Origin of the sequence: Methylophaga sp. UBA2012 (assembly GCF_002335235.1) — a bacterium.
Lineage (GTDB): Bacteria > Pseudomonadota > Gammaproteobacteria > Nitrosococcales > Methylophagaceae > Methylophaga > Methylophaga thalassica.
Genome location: NZ_DDCG01000010.1, coordinates 39995 through 64859, shown reverse-complemented (window position 1 = coordinate 64859; position 24865 = coordinate 39995). Strand labels below are relative to the sequence as shown.

Below are 24865 nucleotides of genomic sequence, written 5' to 3'. Positions count from 1 at the left end.
GGACCTACCCGCATGACAACAAGTGCGGGTAATTTGATGTGATGTAGCATTTAGCGATATGGACACTGCGAATGGCAGAACTCAGACAACACTCCCGTCGGTTTAAACTGACGATACGCATCACCGTGGTGATGACCTTTATCATTGCTACCGTGCTCACAGCCTCTGCGGCTTTGCTTTTGCAATATTTTTTCATGCAGCAGATGGCCACGGAAAATGCCACAGAACGATTCAATAATCTGGCAGATAAAACCAGCCAGTTACTCAACACGATTGATAATCAGGCAGTCGAAACCACACGAATTCTTGCCAGTTATCCTGGCCTGGTGAATGGCAATAACGTCAATAATGATGCCAGAGGCATTTTTTCCTCCCTGATGCTGAATCGCGACATGTTGTATGCGATTTATGTTGGTTTACCGAATGGTGATTTTTATGAAGTCATTAACCTGAATAGTGGTGATGATGTTCGTAAGCAGCTCAAGGCAGAGCCTGAAGATCGTTGGGTGGTGGTGACAATACGTGGTGACGAAGCTCAGCGTAGCCGAACGTTTGAATATTATTCCAGCGACTTTCAGCTCAGGTTTAAACGTAGCGAACCGAGTAATTATTTATCTACCATCCGACCCTGGTTCGTGAACGCCGATAAAGAAACGATAAGAAAAACGGACCCGTATTTATTCCATAATATTCAAGCACCCGGCCAGACCTATTCCAAGCAGCTTGAAAGTGGTGCAGTGATAGCGGTTGATATTGCTTTGAGTTCCATGTCTGATTATCTAAGTCAGCATGAACTCAGTGATTATGGTCAGGTATTTTTATACCGTTCAACGGGCGAGTTATTAGCTTCTAACTTGCCCAGTAATGAAGCCATTTTGATTCCAGAAACACGTACACCGCTTGATTTAACAGAAGAAGAAAAAGCGCTGATTGCTGAATCGAAACGTTTAACTGTCTCTAATGAACGAGACTGGGCCCCCATTGATTTCTCCAGCTCTGGGCAACCAAAAGGTTACAGCATTGATTATCTTTCCATTATCTCTGATATGACAGGGTTAAAGTTTGACTATATCAATGGCTATTCATGGAGTGAGCTGGTTGCACAGTATGAAGCTGGTCAGATTGATATTTTGCAGTCGGTATTTGATACCGGTCAGTCACTCTATTCTGGTCGCTTTACCGACCCTTTTGTAAATTTACCTTATTCATTGGTAACAAAAAGTGGCAATGCGCCCATTACCCACATTCGACAGCTAAATGGTAAAACCGTTGCCATACCAGAGGGCTGGTCAATCATTCAGGTTGTCAAACAGGCTTTCCCTGAAATAACGATTAAAGAAGTCCCTTCAACCCGGGCGGTGTTTGAAGCAGTAAGTGATGGCGAAGCCTTTGCTGGCCTTGATGTGGCAGAGATTCTACATTATGTGGGAGAACGGTTTTTCTATAATGACGTGCAATACCATGATGATATTGATTTCTCGCCGACACCTTTCCCCGGTGCATTAAAAATATTGGTTTCAGATAAAAATCAGGGCTTATTGACTATTTTCAATAAAGCTATAGCTCATGTGTCAGATGAGCAAAAAATAGCGTTGGCACATAAATGGTTTCTCAGTAAACAGCAGGGCTTATTAAGCGTACCTTACTCACCTTTATTGGATTATGCAGGCCAACAAAGCGAGCAACGTCAGTTAAAACAAACCACTCTAAACGGTCAGGATTTTTATGTGTATGTCTCGCCATTTGGCAGTTATGGCGCCAGAAAAGACTACCTTGGGATCGTGATTCCAGTTAAAGCTGTATTGAGCGGTGCACAAGAAAAAGTGACATGGTCTTTATGGATGTCGATTGGTGTGCTGTTGCTGTTATTACCTGCACCCTGGTTATTTGCCTCACCGATTGTGGCACCGATTAAAAAGTTAGCGGAAGAAAATCAGAAAATCCGTGAACGCCAATTCGATAAACTCGACATTCCAGATAGCTTTATTCGTGAAATCGATGAGTTGGGTCATTCCATGGAAGATATGGTGACCGCTATTCGTCAGCATGAAGCAAATCAGGATCGGTTGATGGATTCCTTTATTCAGTTAATTGCTCAAGCCATTGATGACAAGTCTCATTACACGGCCAGCCATTGTGAACGTGTTCCTGAATTAGCTTTCATGTTGGCAGAGCAGGCTGAATGTTCTCTGGCACCTGCATTCCGTGAATTTCGTTTCCACTCAAAAGAAGAATGGCGTGAATTCAAAGTCGCTGCCTGGCTACATGATTGCGGCAAAATAACTACACCCGAACACATTGTTGATAAAGGCAGTAAACTCGAAACCATCTACAACCGAATTCATGAAATACGTACTCGTTTTGAAGTCTTATGGCGTGACGCTGAAATCATCTATTGGCAGAAAATGACACAGTCGCCTGAAAAAGAAGTGCAACATCAGGCCGAGCTTGAACAAACCCATCGCCAGCTTAAGGAAGACTTTGCCTTTGTTGCCGAAATGAATGTCGGTGGTGAAGTACTGAGCGAAGACAAAAAAATACGGCTCGACTTTATTGCCCAAACCACATGGCTTCGGCATTTCAGTAATCGACTCGGCTTATCACCAGCCGATCAGGAGCGGATATCATCGGAAGAGGAAAGTCTGCCTTGTGAAGAACAGCTATTGTCAGACAAGCCAGAACATATTATTTCTCGTAAGAGTGGCACAAGTTATGAGCCACATCTAGGCATCAAAATGACGATTCCTGAATATCTCTACAATCAGGGCGAACTCTATAATCTCAAGGTCGAACGAGGCACTCTAACTGCCGAAGACCGTTTTAAAATTAACGAACATATCATCAGCACCATTCGTATGCTGGATGCTTTACCTTTCCCCAAAGAACTAGCCCGTGTGCCACGTTATGCTTCCACCCATCATGAAAAAATGGATGGCACCGGTTACCCCAGAAAACTCAGCAAAGACCAACTCTCGATACCCGAACGTATTATGGTATTAGCCGATGTCTTTGAAGCACTCACCGCTGCAGACAGACCTTACAAAAAAGCCAAAACAGTGAGTGAATCCATTGATATTATGGCTAAAATGGTAGCAGACAAACATATCGATGCAGACGTATTTGCTTTATTCCTGACCACCGAAACTTACAAGGCCTATGCCGAAAAATTCCTGTCACCTGAACAAATTGATGAAGTGGATGTGGCGCGGTATCTGAAAATGTAGCAACTAAATGATTGCCACAAAAAACAAAATAGGTCAGAGTTAAATCAAGTTCAGAAAAAACGGAAGATTTCATGAATACAAAATAGTTGGCTTATTTTTCTACCTCAGTTCATGTTTTTGGCTCTATTTCCCAAAAAATTAATCACGTTTTTATTAATAAACAAATACTTGGAAAATATAAACCCGAATTATGAAGCAACTTCTTTAATATTTATTATGAAGCCAGTGGCTTCATAAAAGACACTGTTATGGCTCAAGGGAGAATAAGGAAGTATGTCCGACAATTATTTGAAATTAATACCTGCTCAGAAAGACTTCGTTCCGAAAGAGTCGACGCATCAAGATGCAATTACGTTTTTAGAAGAACTTACTCCGGATGGTGAGGAAGTAGAAGTCGAGGTTTATGAAAGCCTCACTTTTATCGATCAAGGACAAAATCTCGAAGAAATCATTTGTCCTTCATGCCACAACTCTCTTCAGCAGGATATTTACTCGGAAGAGGAAACTGATTGTGAGAAAGTCTTCGAGAAAATTGATGAGCAATCGGAAGGTGGTGAGCTAAGCCATGGTGTAATTGAAATGCCTTGTTGCGGCAATACTGTTAATACAACCGACCTCACCTTTAAGTGGCCTGCTGGTTTCGCTAAGTTCGAGCTATCTGCTTTAAACCCAGAGTTAGAAGGTCTTATTTCAGAAGGTGATATCGAAAAACTTTCCAATATACTGGGCTGCAAGTTATTACAAGTATGGGCACGCTACTAAAAAGCCATAACAAGGCAAGGCAAAATCGCCCTGCGGGCTGGACGCGCTAACGCGCGCCTTTACTTGCGGCGTTAGACGCAATATGGAAGAACTTCTTTTGAATGCATGGTGCGAAATTGTCAATTGGAATTGGTCTGGAATAATTCAAAGCATAACTGGGCTAGGAACTCTTATTATCGCCTTTATTGCTTTGACTTCATGGCGGCGTCAACACCGCTCACAAGCCGTAACCAAGTTACTCGATCAACTCACCGATTCAATGCATGAGTTTATTCAATCAATCTCACCAGCTGTGCAAATGCTCACGTTTGTTCGCCTAGGCATCGAAAGCCAAGAGTTCAACCCCGATCTCAATAAAGACCTGCAGCATCCCCAAGCGGTTGCATATATCGAAAAAGAAGGCAGGGAGTCGGCTGATCGTTTAATGGAGCTTCTAAAAAATGCGGAGCAACCAGTTCACCGTATTCGGTCGCTACTGGTTAAAGGCCAAGTTCTGGGGATCTCCAACTATCACGAGTGTCAAAACGCCTGCAATATGATCGTATGGCAGTTTGATCGACTACAAGTCGTTTTTACTATGCTCAGTAGCCAGCATATGAACTGGGCGCATCCCAAGGTCATAGAGAATCTTGGCAGTATGTTGGATATAACTCCTGAGGACATTTCTCACCATATAAATGAAAACCAGAAGAAATTTCTGGCATTTCTAAAGGACACCTATGCACAAGAGTACAAAAGCGTCTAACAAAAAGTTTAACAACGCTCGTTCCTCGCTCGGACGAGCTAACGCGCGCCAGTTAACTTGGCGTTATGTTTTTTCTGTAACTGAGCGCAGTTTTAGGTGTTTAGTAAAGGGGATAAAGTCTTTATCTGTATATAAGAGAGGGATCCTATTTTCAATGCAGAATGTGGCAATGATCACGTCAGCTGTTTTTCTTATTGTAATTCCTTGTTTCCTTAGCTTGCGGTAATTGTCCGCGGCTTTGATGGCTAGCTCAGGAGTAAGCATATTAAATTGATGCAAGGCCTTAAGGTGATCCTTCGCTATTTTATAATCTTTGTCTGCTCTAAAGCCTTGTAGTATTTCTAGCAGTATGAGGTCGCCTATAGCTACGTCTTCGTCACCCAAGGCGCTATCCAAAGCTAAAGTTTCTGGTGTGTCTAGACCTTTGAAGAAGTCTATCCAAACACTAGTGTCGACTATAATCATTTGGTGGATCTCATGGCATCCAAATCACCGTCCCAGTTAAGTTTGCCTCTTAGGCTACGAATGCTGGATTGTTTTCGTAGCTTTATCAGAGCTTTTAATCCCTCTTCAACGGCTTCTTTTTTGGTATGTAGGCCGGTGGCCTTTAGTGCGTCAGCCATAAGTTTATCGTCTATAACAATGTTAGTTCGCATACTGCACCTGTGTGTATTTTTGGTTGATATCGTACACATTGTGGCTCATTGGCTTAAACATAACAAGGCCATCAATCAGACAGCTGTCGATGGCTCTGTGGCTTAACGCTACGCTGCCACAAAACGATCAACTCCAAAGCTTCCGCTTATGGCTGCGTTAGACATGAAAAAATCAATAGGGTCAATCGTTTGATTTTACCCATATAGATTAAATTAAAAAGTTATTTAAGCCAGGATTGCTCAAGGTTATTTGGTGGCAGGTTAAAAACTATTAAGATGAGCCTTAGCAAACGAGGCTGAATAGCGGAGAGAGCTATTCTTTCACTAACCTAAATACCTGAAGTCGAAAGAATGCGTTTGAATTGATGGCGTTTATTGACTTTGTGAAATACGGTCTATCCCCTGACTATTTGATTGAAAATAACGGATATGTACTACAGAAGAAAACATGGCACGGGTTTTACCTACATTGATGAACAGAATAAAACGGTAAAAGATAAATCCATAAGAGAGTGGTTCACCAGCTTGGTAATACCTCCTGCATGGACTGATGTTGAAATATCAGAGGATAAAAAATCCGATATCTTAGCGACTGGAAGGGATGCTAAAAATAGAAAACAATATATTTATAATCCTGATACTCAAGAAAAACATAACCAAGAAAAATTCGACCGTATCATTCGTTTTGCTGAGCAATTAGAGCATATGCGGCGTGTCACAGGCCAACATTTACGACAACGTAAGATGTCGAGAGAAAAAGTATTATCGACTATGCTACGTCTAATGGATCATGCGTATTTTCGACCCGGTAGCCCTAGGTATACTGAAGAAAACAATACGTATGGTTTAACCACGTTACGAAAAAAGCATGTAGAAATTAATGACGACGAAATTATATTTTCGTATCTGGGTAAGTCTGGTCAGGAACAAGAACGTCATGTCGAAGATAAAAAGTTAGCCAATGCTATTAAAAACTTAGATGATATTCCCGGTTATCGCCTGTTTAAATATTATGATGAAAATAACAATAAAAAAGAAGTTGAAGCCAGTGAGCTTAACGATTTCATTCATGAGTGTATGGGCGAGGAATTTTCAGCGAAAGATTTCAGGACATGGGCGGGCACTATGATCGCTGCATTGGCCTTTGATGAACTCGGCACAGTCAGCAAAGAAGACCAAGCATCGCTTGATAAGAATATTAAATCAGTGGTCGTCAGTGTTTCAGAGCAGCTAGGCAATACTCCAGCTGTTGCAAAAAGTGCTTATATTGATCCCAGAGTCATTGATAATTATATTGAGGGTAAAACAGCACATTATTTCTTAGATCAAGTGAAACACTTAATAAAAGACAATCAAAATTTGTCGGAAGAAGAATTAAGTGTGTTGTGCATGCTAAGAGAGAGTTTAAAGCAAAAGTCCTAACCTATTAGAATCGACGTAGATAAGGAATCAATAGCGTCATACCATTTAATACTACCCAGATAGATTAAATTAATTTTAATCGTCATTTAAGCAAGGATTGCTCATGGCCAGATTACCAAGATTATTCATACAAGATTGTCCACAATATCTCATTCAACGTGAAAATTCCCATCAAGCTATTTTCTTTTCTGATGAAGACGACACAGTCTATTTAGTTAAGTTCAAAGACTTCTCCGAGCGGTTTGAAGTAAAAATTCATCCTATAAAAATCAAACATTCTGACCGTATTGGTTCTTGAATTTTTTCATTAACACTGCAATTCGAAGTAGACCCCATTGCATTTTTCATCAAGGTAATTAAATGCGTTTATTTAAAAATATCTGGCAGCAAATCATGGATATTAATCCATTTAAGGGTGATGTTTTACCGTCACGTGTATATCTATTTGAAAGAGGGAGACCATGTCTTCCTTTTCCTCATCTTTTAAACTACAAAACGCCTTTGGCACTCTTCGATGCTTTTTATACAAACGCTAAATCACCGGATTTATTTGAGCGTGATAACCGCTATTTATATGTGATGGGTATGCCGCCGGTTTTCATTACGCGTGATCCAGCAGTAATTAGAGCTGTTCTTCTTGCTACAGGCGATAAGCCCGGGCAATTTGATCGTGATACGACACCAATGACTGGAATTGCCCGTGTCACCGGAGTTAACTCTCTATTGTATGCAAACGGCAAAGTATGGCGAAAACAAAAACAGATGTCAGCGGGACCTTTTGGAAAAGGCTCTCTGTTCCAACCTGAAGAGTTTCATGTGTTTGAGAAAACGTTTCGTAAAACGATAGAGAAACGATTAATCGTTTTACGTGATGCGCAGAAGATGAGTAAGAAAAACATTTCTCGCGTCGAAATTGAACAGGAAATTCAACCTATCATGCTGGAAATGTTAGTGAATAATTTCTTTGGTGGTTCGGTTGAGTATAAGGAGTTACGCGAACGTTATGTCCCTGCGTTAGTTTCGTTAATTGATTACATGATTACCAATACTGTGGCACCTAACCTGTCGGCTATTCATCAATTTATTACGGGTAAAGGAGCTGATGTAAAGCGTTGGAGGGAGGCCCTTGAGGACTTAACTGACATTGCACTTTCTGGCAGAGGCGAAAAGTCAGGACATTGGAAAAACTTCATTGATAAAGTTGAAGATGAAGAGGCATTGCGGAGCAATATAAGAGTATTTTTAGCTGGGGCTTTAGAAGCGACTTCATCGTTTGCGACTTGGACGTTATCTCATTTGTCACGACAACCTGAATTGCAAGAGAAGATATATAGCGAAGTAAAAGACATTGATGTTTACGACCCCGAAAGCTTAACCGAAGCAAAGTTACTTAATCAGTGTTTGAATGAAACCTTACGTTTAACCCCCTCACTTTATTTCTTTCCCCGGAAAGCCACGGCCGATACATGGCTTAAATTAGACGATACAAGAAAAATCATGATTCCCAAAAATACCACCATCCGACTGGATATTTGGAATGCAAACCGCAACGAAGCTTTTTGGGGCAAAGAGGTTTCTGGATATCCGGCAGACACTTTTTCACCTTTACGCTGGGATGAGCTGACGCGTCTAGGCATAACGCGTAAAAATTTAACCCATTTTGGATTTGGTTTAGGAGCTCGTGTATGCCCGGGTCAATTTCTTGGTCAATTAGAGGTGGGGCTAGTCGTCGGCGCCTTTATCAAGGTATTCAAATTTAAAGCTGTTAATAATGTACCTGGAGTGCGGGCTGGTGTTACAACCAAACCAGATGATGGGACTTTAATTGATCTCGAACTGCGATAACGCTTAATAAACTACGATGTTGATAAAGTAGGATATTTGGACCCGGTTAAAATTATTAAGATTAACCTGACCAAATCATGGCTGAATGTCGGAAAGTAAGCTATTTCGCTCTGGCTCAAAATACTACCTGATATCACCATCCTTGTGAGTAGTGTCACAAAACTGCAATATTTGTCCTCTTATGCAGTAGAAATCATTTTTTGATTTGATTAGATTGATCACATTGTGCATGGATGCACGCAAAAAAAACACTTCTAAACCGTCATGGAGGACAGTCAGAATGAATCAACACCCCTTTAATTCTCAATTTGCTATTCATCGCGTTTAATCGCGATGTTATTATCAAAATCTCTACGGCATATAGTCATATGCTGCTTTTTTCTATGTTTGTGGTTTTTGAGTTTTCCCGTTGTTTCTGAAACATTGCCTGAAATTGATGCTCTCAAAGAGCAGCGTCAACAAGAGCAATTAGAAGCGCTACGCAAACAACAGGAACATGAGCCGGACGTCAGATTAGAAAGTGACAAGCCAATACAGGCTAATGTTATCCCGTTTGATGAAAAGCCATGTTTTGTCATTGAGCACATTTCATTAGAGGGTGATGACTCAGCTAGATTTCAGTTCGCTATTTCAGACACGCTTCATCAGCATCCTGACTTACTTGGCCAATGTCTTGGTATTAATGCAATCAACCAGCTTCAGTCTGAGCTTCAAAACAGCATCATAAAGAAAGGTTTTATTACGACTCGAGTGTTGATAGAACCCCAAGATTTAAACTCTGGGGAATTAAGGTATAGCCTGATACCCGGGCGAATTAGCATTGTCGATCCTGATAATTCGGTGTCCAGGTTAACACTATGGTCAGCTTTACCGAGTGGTGAAGGTGATTTGCTCAATGTGAGAGATCTCGAGCAAGCGATGGAAAATATGAAGCGTATTCCTACTGTGGATACCAATATTGATATCAAACCTGATGATACGGCAAATAGTCAGCCGGGAGATAGCCAGCTTTTATTGGATTACCAACAGTCGAAGCCTTTTAGGTTGACTCTGGCATTTGATGATAGTGGTTATGAGTCGACAGGGCGTTATCAAGGTTCGGCTACTTTGTCTTTGGATAATATTCTGGGACTTAATGACCTTGTTTATGTGAGTAAAAACAAGGATTTTGGCGGTAAGGAGAATGTCGGCGGCAGCCATGGGGAAACGGCCCATATTTCTATTCCTGTCGGCTACTGGTTATTCTCATTTACAAATAGTGAATATGAATATGACCAGCGTGTGGCCGGACTCAACCAGACCTATGTTTATCAAGGTAAGAGTGAAAGGCAAGAGCTTGCCATGAGTCAGGTTTTATATCGCGATCAGTTTTCGAAATTAACCACTTCATTGACTGGCTATCATCGACGTTCACATAACTTTATTGATGATACCGAAATTGAGGTTCAACGCAGAAAAAGTGCTGGCTGGATTGCCGGTGTTGATTACCGTCGTTATATCGGCAAAGCAACCATAGATGCGGGTGTTTCATATCAGCGGGGAACAGGTGCATTTGATGCCATTGCTGCACCAGAGGAAGCCTTTGGTGAAGGCACTTCCAGACCAAAAATTTTTAATGCTTATTTTAATTGGTTCACGCCCGTTCAGTTCACTGACTATCAGATTCAGTTGCAGTCAGAGTGGCGGGCGCAGTGGAATAAAACACCGTTGGTTCCACAGGACAGATTCTCGATTGGTGGGCGATATACTGTCAGGGGATTTGATGGTGAACAGTCTTTATCTGCCGAGCACGGTTGGCTTAGCCGCAATACGATTAGTTTCCCTTTGCAAAACCAACAACAAATTTATATGGGAATAGATTTTGGTCATGTCAGTGGTCAATCGGCGAAGTATTTATTGGGACAGACTTTAGCTGGCGCTGTGATTGGCTTAAGAGGTCAGTGGCACGGCCTTTTTTATGATGTGTTTGCGGGGAAATCATTATCAAAACCCGATGGCTTTGAGGATGGACGGCATCTTGGATTTAATTTGACCTATCAATACTGAACGGATTCAGGAGATATGATCATGGAAGATCGTTTCAACAGAAAATATTTAAGCATTTTGATTTCGGTGGCACTCTGTGGTGCATCACTTTATCAGGACAATTTATTAGCTGCTGGCATTGCTGTTGACCCATCTGCGCCGGCTAATCAACAGGCCATCATTACGCAAACAGCGAATGGTTTGCCACAAGTGAATATTCAGACACCGAGTTCGGCTGGGGTATCCAGAAATAAATACAGCCAGTTTGATGTGGACAAAAACGGTGTGATTCTTAATAACAGTGCGAATAATGTACAGACACAATTAGCAGGATGGGTGCAAGGAAACAGTCTGCTTGCAGGTGGTACAGCCCGAATTATTCTTAATGAAGTGAATTCACAACATCCCAGTTATCTGAACGGACCAATGGAAATTGCAGGAAGCAAAGCACAGCTTGTGATTGCTAATCCTGCTGGTATCAGCTGCGATGGTTGTGGTTTTATTAATGCAGACAGAAGCACATTAACCACCGGTCGAGCTCTGATGAATAATGGCCAGTTAAGCGGTTTTCTGGTGGAAAGAGGCAATATCATTATTGATGGGGCAGGTTTGGATGATAGCGCCACAGCCTATACGGATCTGATAGCAAGAGCCGTGTCAGTCAATGCCGATATCTGGGCAAACAATCTCACTGTCACTACAGGAAAAAACCGTGTTAGCACGACCAACGACATCATAGCTAAACTGGATACGGATGCTGACCAACCTAGCTTTAGTATAGATGTCAGTGAGATTGGCGGCATGTATGCAAGTAAAATTCGTTTAATCGGCACGGAAGAAGGCGTCGGTGTTAAACAATCTGGAGAGATAAAAGCTAAGCAGAGTTTGACGCTGACAACGGATGGTCAGTTGGTTAATACAGGAACCATTAGGGCTGAAGGAGCGAGTGCTATCGAAACGTTTGAACTTCACAATATGGATTCTGGTGAAATTGTCTCTGATGATTTACACATACTGGCTGATTCAACGATAGAAAATAAGGGATTAATTAATGTCAATCAGCTGCTGATCGATGCGGAGAGATTAAACAATCAGACTGGTGCCCGTATTTATGGTGATAACACCACCTTCAACACGACAACGCTCAATAATTATTCCGTTATTGCGGCCAGAGAAAATTTGTCGATATCGACTGAAACCGTATTCAATGATCAGAATGCTGAGATTCTCAGCCAGGGCAATATAGATATTGCTGGAGGCTCTATCGGGGATGCTTTGACTTCAGCTAGGCAGGTCATTAATTCAGGCGGCCGGATCGAAGCTTCAGGTGATATATCGATATACGCTGATGAACTTCAAAATCTTAATGCCGAGATGATCACAGAATGGGTAACCGATAGTGTTGAGCGAATCATTGAAGTACAGCCTGAGGGATGGGCACATAAATATGATGTCAGTCGTTTTCCCTTAATCAACAACCATAACGTAGAAAAACAGCCTTTCACTGATGAGAACGGCAGTATCATTCGCTACTTCGAAGACTATACCTATTACGACTACACAGCTAAAACACAAAGTACTCATATTGTCAGTTCTTCCCCGGCAAAAATCATGGCGGCAGGGAATATTCAGATAATAGGTGATGTGCTTAATAGCGATAGCCAAATTGTGGCAGGACAAACGCTGACTGTGACAGGTGGAAGCTTGCAAAACATAGCTACACCTGGACAAAAAAGAGTCAGTTATAACGGTACACGCCAGTTCAGAGACTGGGATGGCAATGATGAAGAACTCGATTTTGGTGGTATAGCACCTTACAGTCCGGCAGCTAAAAACACAGAGTTTAATTTAGGCATCAGTCTACTGGAGGATAGTCATGCTGATATTCAAAGTCTGTCTAACATTCAGACTTTGACGCTGCCAATCATTAATAGCGCTATGTTTAAACTAGTGGACAATCCGACTCAATTTTATATTGAAACCGATCCACAGTTTTTAGATTACAGTGATTGGTTAAGTTCTGACTATATGTTGCAACAACTCGCTTTTGATCCCACTACGGTTATGAAACGACTAGGGGATGGTTTTATTGAGCAACGATTAGTCACTGACCAAATTGCCCAGTTAACCGGGCATCTGTATCTGAGTGAATACAATGACCAGCAAACACAGTTTATGGCATTGATGGATGCGGGTGTGAGTATGGCAGAAACACTTCAGCTAACGCCTGGTATTGCCCTCAGCGCTGAACAAATCGCTCAATTAACGACTGATATCGTTTGGTTAGTTAATACAGAGGTGACGTTGGATAATGGCGAGCTTATTACCGCTCTGATTCCAAAGGTATATATCAAACCCGAAAAAGATGACTTGATACCAGAAACAGGCTTACTTGCTGGTAATGAAGTGAACTTTGAGATCGAAGGGCAGACATTTAACGCTGCCAGTATCAGAGGCAAAAATACCGTTTCGATGAACACTGAATATTATCAACAACTTGGCGGTGACATTCAAAGTCAATCTATTGATGTAAATGCGACAAATATTTCAATAGAGGGTGGCACATTATCCGCCAATAAGTCACTTTCGCTCTCTGCTGATAACGATATAAACATAACCAGCTCAATGGCGCATAGCGAGCAGAATCAAGCTAATAGCTATTTCGAGCGCGATAATATTAAGCGGTACGCCAATCTCTATGTGTCTGATGAAACAGGTAAATTAATAGTTGATGCCCAGCGTGATGTTGCTCTCACTGCAGCGAATATCAATATGTCAGGAGAACAAAGCCAGACGCAGATATCTGCTGGACAAAATTTAACATTAGGCACGGTCAAAGAGTCTGAAACAAACCTGAGTATATTGAATGCTCGTGATTTCAATAAGATGCATGAGCAAAAAGATAGCGGCACATCCATTAAGACAAACGGTGATGTCAGCTTGAATGCAGGTAATACACTTCAAGTAACGGCTGCCGATATTAACTTGCAACAAGGTCATCTCGATCTGGCAGCCAGACAGATCAATATTGAAAATGGTGAGGCAACTTATCAATCAGATATTGCCACCTATACGAAACGTTCAAGCGGATTTAGCTCCCGAAAGAAAGAGCAAAGGGATATGTTCAGCCAGCAAACGTCGGTGGCATCATCATTAACAGCCAAAAATATTTCAATTGATTCCGCTACCGATATTAATGTGAAAGGCAGCCAGATTCTGGCAGATGAGAGCATTCAATTAAATGCGACGAAAGATATTAATATCACGGCTGCAGAGCAGTCTTTTACTGAGTCTCATTATATAAAAGAGAAAAAATCAGGACTTTCAGGTACAGGCGGTGTTGGTATCAGCATTGGCACCCGAGCAATGAATACGCAAACTGAGATCATGCAGCTGATTCACAATAAATCGACGATAGGTGCACTCAATGGGGATATTTCAGTGGTCGCCGGAGAAGCCTTTGAACAGGAAAACAGTGATCTGATTTCAGTGAAAGGTGATATCGACGTTAAAGCAAAAGATATCAATATTACGAGCCTTTATGATAAAAGCGAGACGAAGCAGGTAACCGAATTTTCACAAAGCGGTTTGTCACTATCTTTGAAAGCGCCAGCCATTTCAGTTGCCACTCAGGCTTATCAGCATGCTCTGGGAAGTGTAGAAGAAGATAAAAAGAAAAACCGTGTTCTGAATGGTATTACAGCCTATGTCCAAGCTAAGCAACTCGCTGAGATGGGTGAAAACACGCTAAATCTCATTAATGAAGGCAAAGCAGATGAGGCGATATCTTCTTCAGGTTTAAAAATAAGCATCAGTATTGGTAAGTCAGAAAGTAAAACTCAGACAGAGACCAAATCACAAACCTCACAGGCCAGCACAATTCGGGCTGGTCAAAATGTGCGTTTAACAGCAACAGATAAAGATGTGGTTGTCACAGGTAGCGATATTTTAGCGGATGGCGATATTAGCATTAATGCTGCTAATAATATTGATATCTTAGCCAGTCAAAATACCCAACAGCAACATACCAAAATGGCATCAAGTAGTGCCAGTATAGGTCTATCTTTCGGTATCGGTGAGAACACAGGCGTCAGTCTTGATATGGCGATGAGCAAAGGAAAAGGCAAAACAAATACTGAGGGTATGTTTTATCAAAATAGCCACATAACTGCTGCAAAAAAGTTATCACTGACTACAGATAATGACCTCGGTTTGATTGGTGCACAAGCCAAAGGCAATAAAGTCTCTGTAAATGTCGGTAATAACTTAACACTGACTAGCCTACAGGACAGTCATTATTTAACGGGGAAAGAGTCCAATTCTGGTGGTAGCGTTGGTATTGGTGTGGGTGCAGCTACCTCGTCATTTAATCTTCATCACAACGTCCAAAAATCAAATAGCGATTACCTTAGTGTAAATCAGCAAACCGGCATTATGGCTGGACAAGAGGGTTTTGATATCAATGTAGGCAGGCATACCGAACTGGACGCTGCCCTTATTGATAGCCAGGCACAAGCGGATAAAAACCAAATCACTACCGCCACCTTGCATACGTCGGATAAACAAAACGCAATGAATGCTGAAGTCAGCCAACAAGGCTTTAATGTTAGTTCTGATGCCTTCTCGGGAAAATATGGCTTGTTAAAAACTGCGTCTCAGAATTTAAGTAATAAAGGCGAAGCCAGTGTGGATGATGCAAGTTCAACATTAAGTGCCATCGCCCCTGCTGAGATCACAATAACCGATGCTGATGAACAATTAGCGGTGTATGGAAAAACAGCAGAAGAAACGATCTCCGATATCAATAGAAATACTCAAAATACCCATCGAAAACTCAATCTAGCAGATATAGAACTCCTCAAAGATGAGGCAGAAGCAGAGCAACTTTCTAGACAATTACTCTATGAGGCCGCGACGGCGTTTACCGATGAAGCATTCAGAAAAATGTTTCTTACCAAGATCGAGTTTTATCAAGTGATGCGCGATGAAAATGGTGAAGTGATCAAAGATGAAAATAATGAAGCGATATGGAAAAAATTAACTGATGAGGAAAAGCAAAATTTAAAACCCGGTAAGGATGATAAGGTACATATTTTTAATAATGGCATGTTTAATTCAGTCGATGCGGCTAAAAAACTGGCACTACAAAATCATCAATCAGACTATTTGATTCATTTCCCATTAACCAATAATGCCTTGTCGGAGCTAATGGTTGCCGGCTACCAGAAATTTCTTGAAAGCGAAGGTTTTGGACTCACCAATGCTGTTAAAGAAAATATTAAGGTGATGGCTAAATACGGTGATAAAGGACTAATAATTGATGCACATAGTCGGGGTGGGATGACTACAGGGAATGCTTTGGAGGTAATAGATAGCAGAAATGCCAACGATAGTTCAATGCTTCAATACATGGATATATATACAGTTGGTTCAGCATTTAATAATCAACAGATGGCAGATTTATTAAATAAAAATTCTGGTCAAAATGGTAATGTTTATGCCCAAGTTCACAAAGACGATTTTGTTGGTACTTTCATTGGTGGTAACGAGGCTACTGGAGGCACTACTCCTGAGGGTAGTACCAGTTTTATTGAAGGACTGAAATCAATCTTTTTTGATGTCACGGTGCATAATAGCTACGGGGAAGGAAAGCCTAATGGTGCCAGTAAGAAATATTGGCAGGATAGTCCCGATGGGAAAGCTAAATTTATCTTAATACCAGCAAGTAATAACAAGGAAGTGTTAAATAAATGACAGAAAAACTAATAGTTATACTGATCTGCTATATGTTTGTAACTGCATGTAGCTCTGTATATCAACAACAAGATTGTGAAAAAAAAGGAAACAATGAATGCCAAAACGGAGCTGGTGGATATGTTCTTATACAACCAAAGATTGATGAGGACTATGTCAGAAAATACAATATCCCGTCACTTGAGTTATACAAAAATCAACTAAGCATTATAAAGACCAGCAATTGGCAAAAAGATGATTTAACACGTCAAGAACGTGATGAGGCACTTTTAGAATGTGGCTCTAGTGATATATGGATGTCAAAAAACTATGCCTTAATGAAGACGTTAACTCCTGATGAATATAACGGCAAACTGTTATTAATCAAACGCTGCATGTTGAATGATGGCTTCACTTTCCTTGGTGATTTTTCACCATGTGAGAGTAATCCCATTCCAGCATGCGATTTACCCGTACCTAAACGAGAAACGGAAAGACGACTTAATAGTGAGTACTGCATAAAAAAGGCCTATGTAGATGCATGTCAGCCTCAATCCCGAGAACGAATTTTGAATACAGAAAAGTGTAAACTTTATCCAAAGCTATATTTTTGTGATATCTGACTACTGGCTTTGCTAAGGCAATTTCTTTTTCAAAACCACGATACATGGAGGTATCAGATGACCTATTTTTCGAGAATTATTTTCACTCTTTTTATGCTTAGTTTGACGGGCTGTTCTCTATATCAGGTTGTTCCAGACCCGCTCTGGGATGCTTGGTATAAACGAGGCAGTGATAAGGAAACAACTATAAAAGACATGAGAGAGTGCGGATATGGTAAAGACGTGCAGAGTGGAGCAGATTTACCTAACAGCAAGATTGCTCCTCTTCACCTTTGTATGGAAGAAAAAGGCTATAAGTTTGATTTTAGTAGTTTTAGAGCGAATAACTGTTACGGCACAAACGCTCCCTATCCTTGCCGAGCTTACTGGGGCGGTGGTAACGCTCAATGGGAAGAAGTAAAACCGAATAACTAAAAGAGTTTATTAGATAGGAATCAATGGGGTTAGGAACTTAGCTCCATTGATTCCTATCACTAAAACTATTTAGAGTATTATCCTGGTGAGTTTATCAAGGCTGGCGCTTTACTCACTTAAGCTCGCTCTAATATCGGCAATGGTGATAAAGAGTTTGTGCTCAGCATCTTGAAAAGCTTGAAAGCCATAACGTTCATAGAAGTGCTTTGCTCCGTCTTTGGCGTCAACGATAACGACTGGAAAGGCCACACTATCACTAGCTGCTAATAGCTTTCTAAGAGCGTCTACCAGTAACCACTCGCCAAAGCCTTTTCCTTTGTATCTCTCGTCGACGGCTAAACGAGCAATCAGACCTCCTGAAGTAGATGGGTGATGTTTCTTTTGTAACTTATCGGGCAATGCCTTTAAGTCAATTGGTGTCATTGTTAGCGTATAAAAACCGATGATATACGAGTTGTCTTTATCATCTTCCAAAACGAAAGTTCTGGTGTTGTCTTTCTTTGCTTGCTGACTGGCCATTACTTTTAAGTAATTATTAAGAGCTTTGATACCACAATTGAATCGGTTTCTATCGTGTTTGGCTTTGTCTAGAAGTACCGTCTTCATTGTTGAGTTTTGTTCTCGTAACGTTCAGAAGCGCCTTTCAGTTTTGAGTGCGATTTAGTCGGACGGTCTAAAGCCTCCATCAACAACATAGCGTCAGCTTGACTTAGTTTAAGCGACTGCTCACGCTCGATCACTTGTTTGGCTTTTTCAATTGCAGCACTTAAAACAAAAGAGTTAATGCTAGACATGCCTGCAATCGCGGCAGCTTCTGTGAGTAAGTCTTGTGTTTCGGTATCTACTCTAGCGGTGATGCGAGGCAATGTAGTAGCCATAATGTAATCTCCTAATGTGTCAAAATGTCACGCGAGTATTATGGTATTAAAAGGTGAAACAAGCAATATGTGTGTCACTTTGGCACGTAAGATAACAAGCTTTGAAGAAGGATTCACAGCGCTTGGCAGTTTTGCTTTGAATCAGCTTTAGTAATTACGGCACATGTTTTGGGCAGGTGGCAGCTTTGCTCACTAGTTAATTGGGAGTTGGGCTCAAAGCGTTTTGTCTTCTATTCATCTTAGAATAAAAGGAAAAAGCTATAAGTCGGATTTTATTAGTTATTGAGACACCTATTCAGACCTCCATGTTATTCTTAGAAAAGCTATTGGCTTCATCCAATAGCGATTTCATAAAACCATTCTGACTTTTACCGCTATTTTTAACTTAGATTAATCCATTCATTTTGCTGGGTTGTTATATTGCCTCACTATCGTTTTGAACTTATCTCTGTGATTTTCTGACAAACAAATAATTGCTGGTGATAAGCCTTTCTGTAAGGAGGCACTTTGTATTCCATTACTTATGTCAGTAAAGCCACAGAGGATTATTCTCAGGCTCAGCTATTAGCTTTGCTTGAGGTGTGTCATAGAAATAATCTTAGGGATAAGCTTACTGGTCAGCTTCTTTATAAAGACCGCGAGTTTATGCAGGTTTTGGAAGGCGATGAAATGATATTGAAACGCGTCTTTGAGAAAATCTGCCGCGATAAGCGTCATAAAAATATACTCATCTTGGATGAAGTTTTTATCCAGCAACGTGAGTTTGATGACTGGTCCATGGGCTTTAATAATCTCGATGAAGAGTTACAGCACCACATTCCCGGTTATAGCGATATTCTTAATTATCCATTGACGGGTCATGAGTTTCAGGCTCAGCCGTCTTTAGCTCAGAAGTTATTACTTTCGTTTAAAAGTCCACCACCGGTGTGACGTTTTTTAATAATAGTTATTTATCTTTGATATGGGGAAAGTCTAGGTATAAGGTGGCTAAGCCCTATCCATTCTAATTATCAGATTTGTTTCAGCACCGCTGCATCCGTTCTTCAGGTGTTCTTGATACGGTTTAAGAGAGGAGAAAAAAATGAGCAGGAATGATAACAATCGCACAACGACTGATTCAGGGATGCCTGTTTCCAGTGATGAACATTCGCTAACCGTTGGCCGTGATGGGCCAATTTTGCTACACGATTTATATTTAATTGAGCAAATGGCCAATTTTAATCGTGAACGTATTCCGGAACGACAACCGCATGCTAAGGGCTCTGGTGCATTTGGTCACTTTAAAGTGACACATGATGTCAGCCAGTTCACTAAGGCGGCGGTGTTTCAGCCTGGTACTGAAACCGAGACATTGATGCGTTTTTCCAGCGTGGCGGGTGAGCGTGGAAGCCCGGATACATGGCGTGACCCGCGTGGTTTTTCCATTAAGTTTTACACGAGTGAAGGCAATTACGACATGGTGGGGAATAATACACCGGTGTTTTTTATTCGCGACCCACTCAAGTTTCAACATTTTATTCGCTCACAAAAGCGCCGTGCCGATAATGGGATGCGTGACCATGATATGCAATGGGATTTCTGGACCTTATCACCAGAGTCAGCTCATCAGGTGACGTGGTTGATGGGTGATAGAGGCATTCCTAAAACATGGCGTAATATGAATGGTTACTCTAGTCATACTTATTTATGGGTGAATGATAAGGGTGAAAAGTTTTGGGTGAAATATCACTTTAAAACCAATCAGGGCATTGATTTTCTGACTCAGGATGACGCTGACATGCTCGCTGGTAAAGATGGTGATTATCACAGACGTGATTTATTTAATGCGATTAAAGAGGGGAATAATCCAAGCTGGACCATGAAGGTGCAGATCATGCCGTTTGAAGAGGCTAAAACCTATCGTCTGAATCCATTTGATTTAACTAAGGTCTGGCCTCATGACGATTATCCACTACATGAAGTTGGGCAGCTCACGCTTAACCGTAATCCGACCGATTTTCATACTGAGATTGAACAGGCCGCATTTGAGCCGAGTAATTTAGTGCCTGGTATCGGGATTAGTCCTGACAAGATGTTACTGGGCCGGATGTTTTCTTATGCCGATGCTCATCGTCATCGCTTAGGTGTGAACTATAAACAGATTCCAGTGAATTCGCCTAAGTGCCCAGTTAATAGTTACAGTAAAGACGGTGCGATGCGAGTACAAAATGTGACCGATCCGGTTTATGCACCGAACTCGAAAGGTGGGCCAAAAGCTGATCCAGAAAACTATCCTGAAGACACTACCTGGGCTGCCAGTGGTGAATTTACACGTGAAGCTTATACCCTACGTGAGGATGATGATGATTTTGGTCAGGCCGGCATTTTAGTCCGTGAAGTGATGGACGATGCACAACGTGATCGTTTGGTATCAAACGTGGTGGGTCATGTCAGTGATGGTGTTGAAGAACCCGTATTGTCACGGGTGATTGAATACTGGAAAAACATTGATAGTGATATTGGTGAACGTATTGCCAAAGGGTTAGGCAAAGCCTGATTACACCGTCTTTCCGTTAAACAAAAAAGCCAGCTTTAAGCTGGCTTTTTTTATGCGAGGATAAAGACTTTCTATCGAGTTAAAGCGTCTTCATCACCTTTATGGTTTGGGTGAATAAAGTTCGATTCTTTTGCTGTGTGGGTATCTGGCCCATCTAAAAGTGCTCCGGCACGTTCTGGTAAAACACGTTGGTCTGAAAAGTTACCCAGTTCTTCATAACCATGAGACAGATGATCAAATAATTCTTTATATGAACCGGCCATATCTTTGAAGGCTTGGGCTGTTTTGTCGTAGTGGGCATGCACTTTTTGTTTGTAGGCGTCGAGTTCGGCTTGTTTATCGGCCAGTTGGCGGTCGTATGACTCAGCGATTTCTTTCATTTGATGATCACTGCCAGGAGCTTGGCGACGTCCCACAGCAAAGCCGATTAATGCAGCAATAATAGCGATGACAATAGTGAGTGCCCAGATTTCCGTTGAGGTCATAGTTATTTCCAGTAGATAGTGAATAAGGTCTAGTCTAGCCACTGGCAGAGCACATGACAAACCGTTTTCTTTATCGTGTTTATTTTATGATTTAATAAGTCATCGTCATCATTTATCTCCGCCATAACAGAAAGGATACAGCATGGTTTCACCTATCTTTTTAGGCCAGTCAACGTCTGCAGTGACCTTATTACCAAATATGGCCAATCGCCATGGTTTGATCGCTGGTGCGACAGGAACAGGGAAAACCATCACTTTACAAGGGCTGGCGGAAAGCTTTAGTCAGATCGGTGTACCGGTTTTTGCGGCAGATATTAAAGGTGACTTATCGGGTGTGAGCCAAGCAGGGAAACCGCATCCGAAAATCAGCGAACGTGTAGAAATAATGGGGCTGTCAGATTTCGGCTTCACTGGGTTTCCGGTCACTTGCTGGGATGTGTATGGAAAACAGGGGCATCCGCTCAGAGCGACTATTTCTGATATGGGACCACTGCTGTTATCCCGCTTGATGAATTTGAATGATACCCAGCAGGGCATTCTAAATCTGGTATTCCGGGTGGCAGATGATAACGGCTGGTTGGTGCTGGATTTAAAAGATCTGCGAGCTATGCTGCAGTTTATTGCTGAGAATGCGGCTGAGTTCAGAACGCTGTACGGTAATATTTCTTCCGCCAGTGTGGGCGCGATTCAGCGACGTTTATTAGGGCTTGAGGAGCAAGGCGCTGCCCAGTTATTTGGTGAGCCGATGTTAAACTTGGATGATCTGTTGCAAACAGATGAGCAGGGGCGCGGTGTTATTAATTTGCTGGCGGCTGATAGTCTGATGCAGTCTCCTAATCTTTATAGTGCGTTTTTATTATGGCTGTTATCGGAGTTATTTGAGCAATTACCTGAAGTGGGTGATCCGGAAAAGCCGAAGTTGGTACTGTTTTTTGATGAAGCCCATCTGTTATTTGATGACGCGCCCAAAGTACTGTTGAATAAAATTGAGCAAGTGGTTCGACTGATTCGTTCAAAAGGCGTCGGTGTTTATTTCGTGACGCAAAACCCCACTGATATCCCGGATAGTGTGCTTGGACAATTAGGTAACCGGATTCAACACGCCTTGCGTGCCTACACGGTAAAAGATCAAAAAGCCCTAAAGGCAGCAGCAGAGACTTTCCGTGATAATCCGGCGTTTGATACCCGGGAAACACTGACCAGTTTAGGAGTGGGCGAAGCATTGGTGTCTACGCTTGATGAAAAAGGCCGACCGCAGATCGTGCAGCAGACACTGATTAAACCACCACAAAGTCAGATTGGTCCTGTTACTGAACAGCAAAGGCAGACCTTGCTACGGACTTCTTTGGTGGCTGGTGTCTATGACAAGACATTAGATAGGGAGTCGGCGTATGAAGTGCTGGCGGAACGTGCATTAAAAGCTCAGGAGGCTGAACAGAGCCAGCCCAAGGACGAGCCAAAAACAACGGCAAGAAGGCGTGAGACTGTCCTGGAAGCCTTTGCCAAAAGTACGATGCGTGCTATTGGCAGTCAATTAGGTCGGCGAATTGTCAGAGGTATTTTAGGATCCTTGTTAGGCAAAAAATAACAAATTGAGTCTGTTTTTAAATGCCGTAGAATAGTCATTGAGATATAAGGGGAAAAATGATGATTGATACCAAAAAAATTGAAGAAGTTGTACAAAGCATCAGCAAAGCATTACCACCAGGTTTAGTACAAATGCAGGAAGATGCTGAAAAGAATATCCGTGCAGCCCTCACCGCGACATTTACCAAACTGGATCTGGTCACGCGTGAAGAATTTGATGTGCAAGCTCAAGTGTTGTTACGTACCCGTGAAAAGTTGGAGGCACTGGAACATCGTGTCGCCGAGTTAGAAAACCCACCTAAATAAGAGAAAACAATATGTCTGAATTTACTAATGTCACGGTCACACGTGAAGCAAACGTTTATTTCGATGGTAATGTGACCAGCCGTAAAGTGACATTTGCTGATGGCAGCTACAAAACATTAGGCATTATGATGCCGGGTGAATTTACCTTTGGTACAGAAAAAGCAGAATTGATGGAAATTCTGGCCGGTAAATTGACTTATCGTCTGAAAGGCGATGCTCAATGGATTGATGTAAGCGCTGGTGAGTCATTCAATGTGCCAGCTAACTCATCATTTGATATCCAGATCTTAGAGTTAGTCGATTACTGCTGTAGCTATTTAGATTAATACGCTATCAGCGATAATAAAAAAGGCGCCTCAGGGCGCCTTTTTTATTTCAGACTACTTTAATTAGTCCCAGTCATACACCAGATTCATCTGGTAGGTGGTGTCTGTGCTTTCAGCATCTTGTGCTGGCTGACTGTTGTATTTGCTACGTAGGCTAGCACGTACTTTCCAGTCTTCTTTTTCCGTAATCGGCATTTCGCCACCAAAGTTAGTCACGATCAGGTAGTTTTTACCTGGGCTGCTAAATGAGGGGTAATAAGTGAAGTCGTGGAATAGACTCAGTTTGCTATTCATTTTGTATTTCACATCGTAACCCAGCACACCCGTTGGGTCTTTTTCATTGGTGCCGTCTGAGTAGCTCTCAAAACGATAACCGAGACCAGCAAAACCTTTGAATTTCAGATCATCTTCACGAATGAAAAAGCGACCTAAACTCGCTGCGGCGATCGCACGTAAATCCAGCTCTTCAAAATCATCAATTTCAAAGTCGGCGGAGCCTCTGGCAAACCACATTTCGCTGATATCACGTTCCAGTGAAAGTCCAGCCAGTTTCTGATTGGCTGTCTGCTCGCCATCCTCTTTCTGGAAGTTAACTTCCATATAGATATTCATGCGCTCTTGATCAGTTTCACGGTTTAATTCACCCCGACCATGTGCGCCAAAACGGTTGGTGTTACCTGAGGCACCAGTGATACCCATCGCGATGCTGCCGCTCCAGGGATCACGTAAACGATTACGTTCTTCTCTTAGCGCTGTGAGAGCAGTTTCATAGGAGGATTTCAGATCTTCGACTTCTTTTTCTTTGTCCGCTTTCAGTGTTTTTATTTCATCTTGGTATTCTTGCTGTACAGCAAGAATTTGTGGTTTGGTAGCATCAGTCTCCCAGACATTTTTTATATTTTTAGGATCGATATTCACTGAGCCAAAAGCGGTATCGCTCAGTTGCGACTGGCCATTACTATCGACACTGAGTTTACCTACGATACGATCACGACTTTCCAGTTCAACCAAAAACTTTTTGTCAGTAGTGATTTGATTCACCCGAGCATAATCAATGGTTACTTCGTTGGCGAAGGCGGTATCCATGATTAGCTGACCATTTGCGACTTGTTTGACAGTCCCTTTCAGCAGACTGCCATCGTCCAGAACGACTTGGTCAGCGATGGCGATATTGGTGAAGGTGCTTGAAATTAATAAAAAAATAGTCCTCAAGCTAGGCTTGTGCATAAAAACTCCGGAGTTTTGTATTGGATGGGTTGTGCGCTACTAAATTAACATAAGCAACCGCTTTCGTAAAA

21 protein-coding genes are annotated in these 24865 nt (G+C 41.8%); 15 read left to right on the top strand and 6 right to left on the bottom strand.

Features of this window, described 5'->3' with window-relative positions; translation table 11 throughout:
- Positions 1-71 precede the first annotated feature (71 nt).
- The 3 genes from B2248_RS08940 (at position 72) to B2248_RS08930 (ending at position 4731) form a co-directional block, all read left to right on the top strand.
- A complete protein-coding gene (locus B2248_RS08940) occupies positions 72-3224 on the top strand; it encodes an HD domain-containing phosphohydrolase (protein WP_273181269.1) in 3153 nt (1050 codons plus the stop codon).
- Positions 3225-3497: 273 nt separating this feature from the next.
- A complete protein-coding gene (locus tag B2248_RS08935) occupies positions 3498-3986 on the top strand; it encodes a hypothetical protein (protein ID WP_273181267.1) in 489 nt (162 codons plus the stop codon).
- 82 nt (positions 3987-4068) lie between these two features.
- Positions 4069-4731 (top strand): hypothetical protein, encoded by a 663-nt coding sequence (locus B2248_RS08930; RefSeq protein ID WP_273181265.1) that lies wholly within the window; start codon positions 4069-4071, stop codon positions 4729-4731.
- A gap of 63 nt (positions 4732-4794) precedes the next feature.
- Here the strand turns inward: B2248_RS08930 and vapC are convergent, their stop codons facing one another.
- Both vapC and B2248_RS08920 read right to left on the bottom strand, forming a co-directional pair.
- Positions 4795-5196 (bottom strand): type II toxin-antitoxin system VapC family toxin, encoded by a 402-nt coding sequence (gene vapC / locus B2248_RS08925; RefSeq protein ID WP_273181264.1) that lies wholly within the window; start codon positions 5194-5196, stop codon positions 4795-4797.
- A complete protein-coding gene (locus B2248_RS08920; protein WP_040576595.1) occupies positions 5193-5387 on the bottom strand; it encodes a type II toxin-antitoxin system VapB family antitoxin in 195 nt (64 codons plus the stop codon). The genes vapC and B2248_RS08920 overlap by 4 nt, the downstream gene beginning before the upstream one ends.
- Positions 5388-5816: 429 nt before the next feature.
- Between B2248_RS08920 and B2248_RS08915 the strand changes: the two genes are divergently transcribed.
- From B2248_RS08915 to B2248_RS08885, 7 genes are all read left to right on the top strand, one after another.
- Entirely contained in the window at positions 5817-6809 is a 993-nt protein-coding gene (locus B2248_RS08915) for a DNA topoisomerase IB (protein WP_273181263.1), read from the top strand.
- 103 nt (positions 6810-6912) lie between these two features.
- A complete protein-coding gene (locus B2248_RS08910) occupies positions 6913-7107 on the top strand; it encodes a hypothetical protein (protein WP_273181262.1) in 195 nt (64 codons plus the stop codon).
- A 62-nt stretch (positions 7108-7169) separates the two neighbouring features.
- Positions 7170-8654, top strand: coding sequence for a cytochrome P450 (locus B2248_RS08905; RefSeq protein ID WP_273181261.1), 1485 nt, complete (start codon positions 7170-7172; stop codon positions 8652-8654).
- A 396-nt stretch (positions 8655-9050) separates the two neighbouring features.
- A complete protein-coding gene (locus tag B2248_RS08900) occupies positions 9051-10700 on the top strand; it encodes a ShlB/FhaC/HecB family hemolysin secretion/activation protein (protein ID WP_273181260.1) in 1650 nt (549 codons plus the stop codon).
- A 21-nt stretch (positions 10701-10721) separates the two neighbouring features.
- On the top strand, positions 10722-16433 hold the full coding sequence (locus B2248_RS08895) for a hemagglutinin repeat-containing protein (protein WP_273181258.1): 5712 nt from the start codon (positions 10722-10724) through the stop codon (positions 16431-16433).
- Entirely contained in the window at positions 16430-17035 is a 606-nt protein-coding gene (locus tag B2248_RS08890; protein ID WP_273181256.1) for a hypothetical protein, read from the top strand. Before B2248_RS08895 ends, B2248_RS08890 begins: the two co-directional genes overlap by 4 nt.
- 57 nt (positions 17036-17092) lie before the next feature.
- The gene (locus tag B2248_RS08885; protein WP_273181254.1) at positions 17093-17449 is read left to right on the top strand and encodes a hypothetical protein; all 357 of its coding nucleotides are present in this window, start codon (positions 17093-17095) and stop codon (positions 17447-17449) included.
- A gap of 108 nt (positions 17450-17557) precedes the next feature.
- On the opposite strand, the gene B2248_RS08880 is transcribed toward B2248_RS08885, so the two are convergent.
- Complete coding sequence (locus B2248_RS08880) at positions 17558-18055, bottom strand: GNAT family N-acetyltransferase (protein ID WP_273181252.1); 498 nt, start codon at positions 18053-18055, stop codon at positions 17558-17560.
- Positions 18052-18327: a DUF1778 domain-containing protein gene (locus B2248_RS08875; protein ID WP_273181250.1), complete on the bottom strand. Its 276-nt coding sequence runs from the start codon at positions 18325-18327 to the stop codon at positions 18052-18054. Before B2248_RS08875 ends, B2248_RS08880 begins: the two co-directional genes overlap by 4 nt.
- A gap of 507 nt (positions 18328-18834) precedes the next feature.
- Here B2248_RS08875 and B2248_RS08870 point away from each other — a divergent pair.
- Both B2248_RS08870 and B2248_RS08865 read left to right on the top strand, forming a co-directional pair.
- Positions 18835-19257 carry a BLUF domain-containing protein gene (locus tag B2248_RS08870; RefSeq protein ID WP_273181247.1) on the top strand — a complete coding sequence of 141 codons (423 nt, stop codon included), beginning with the start codon at positions 18835-18837 and terminating at the stop codon, positions 19255-19257.
- A gap of 151 nt (positions 19258-19408) precedes the next feature.
- Entirely contained in the window at positions 19409-20863 is a 1455-nt protein-coding gene (locus B2248_RS08865) for a catalase (RefSeq protein WP_273181245.1), read from the top strand.
- A 71-nt stretch (positions 20864-20934) separates the two neighbouring features.
- Here B2248_RS08865 and B2248_RS08860 read toward each other — a convergent pair whose 3' ends face one another.
- A complete protein-coding gene (locus B2248_RS08860) occupies positions 20935-21348 on the bottom strand; it encodes a ZapG family protein (protein ID WP_273181244.1) in 414 nt (137 codons plus the stop codon).
- A 142-nt stretch (positions 21349-21490) separates the two neighbouring features.
- On the opposite strand from B2248_RS08860, the gene B2248_RS08855 reads away from it, so the two are divergent.
- From B2248_RS08855 to B2248_RS08845, 3 genes are read left to right on the top strand one after another with little or no spacing between them, the layout of a single operon-like run.
- Positions 21491-22936 (top strand): helicase HerA-like C-terminal domain-containing protein, encoded by a 1446-nt coding sequence (locus B2248_RS08855; protein WP_273181243.1) that lies wholly within the window; start codon positions 21491-21493, stop codon positions 22934-22936.
- A gap of 59 nt (positions 22937-22995) precedes the next feature.
- A complete protein-coding gene (gene ubiK, locus B2248_RS08850; protein WP_007146397.1) occupies positions 22996-23241 on the top strand; it encodes a ubiquinone biosynthesis accessory factor UbiK in 246 nt (81 codons plus the stop codon).
- 11 nt (positions 23242-23252) lie between these two features.
- The gene (locus B2248_RS08845) at positions 23253-23567 is read left to right on the top strand and encodes a pyrimidine/purine nucleoside phosphorylase (protein WP_007146396.1); all 315 of its coding nucleotides are present in this window, start codon (positions 23253-23255) and stop codon (positions 23565-23567) included.
- A 63-nt stretch (positions 23568-23630) separates the two neighbouring features.
- On the opposite strand, the gene B2248_RS08840 is transcribed toward B2248_RS08845, so the two are convergent.
- Complete coding sequence (locus tag B2248_RS08840) at positions 23631-24794, bottom strand: DUF481 domain-containing protein (protein WP_273181241.1); 1164 nt, start codon at positions 24792-24794, stop codon at positions 23631-23633.
- Positions 24795-24865: the final 71 nt, after the last annotated feature.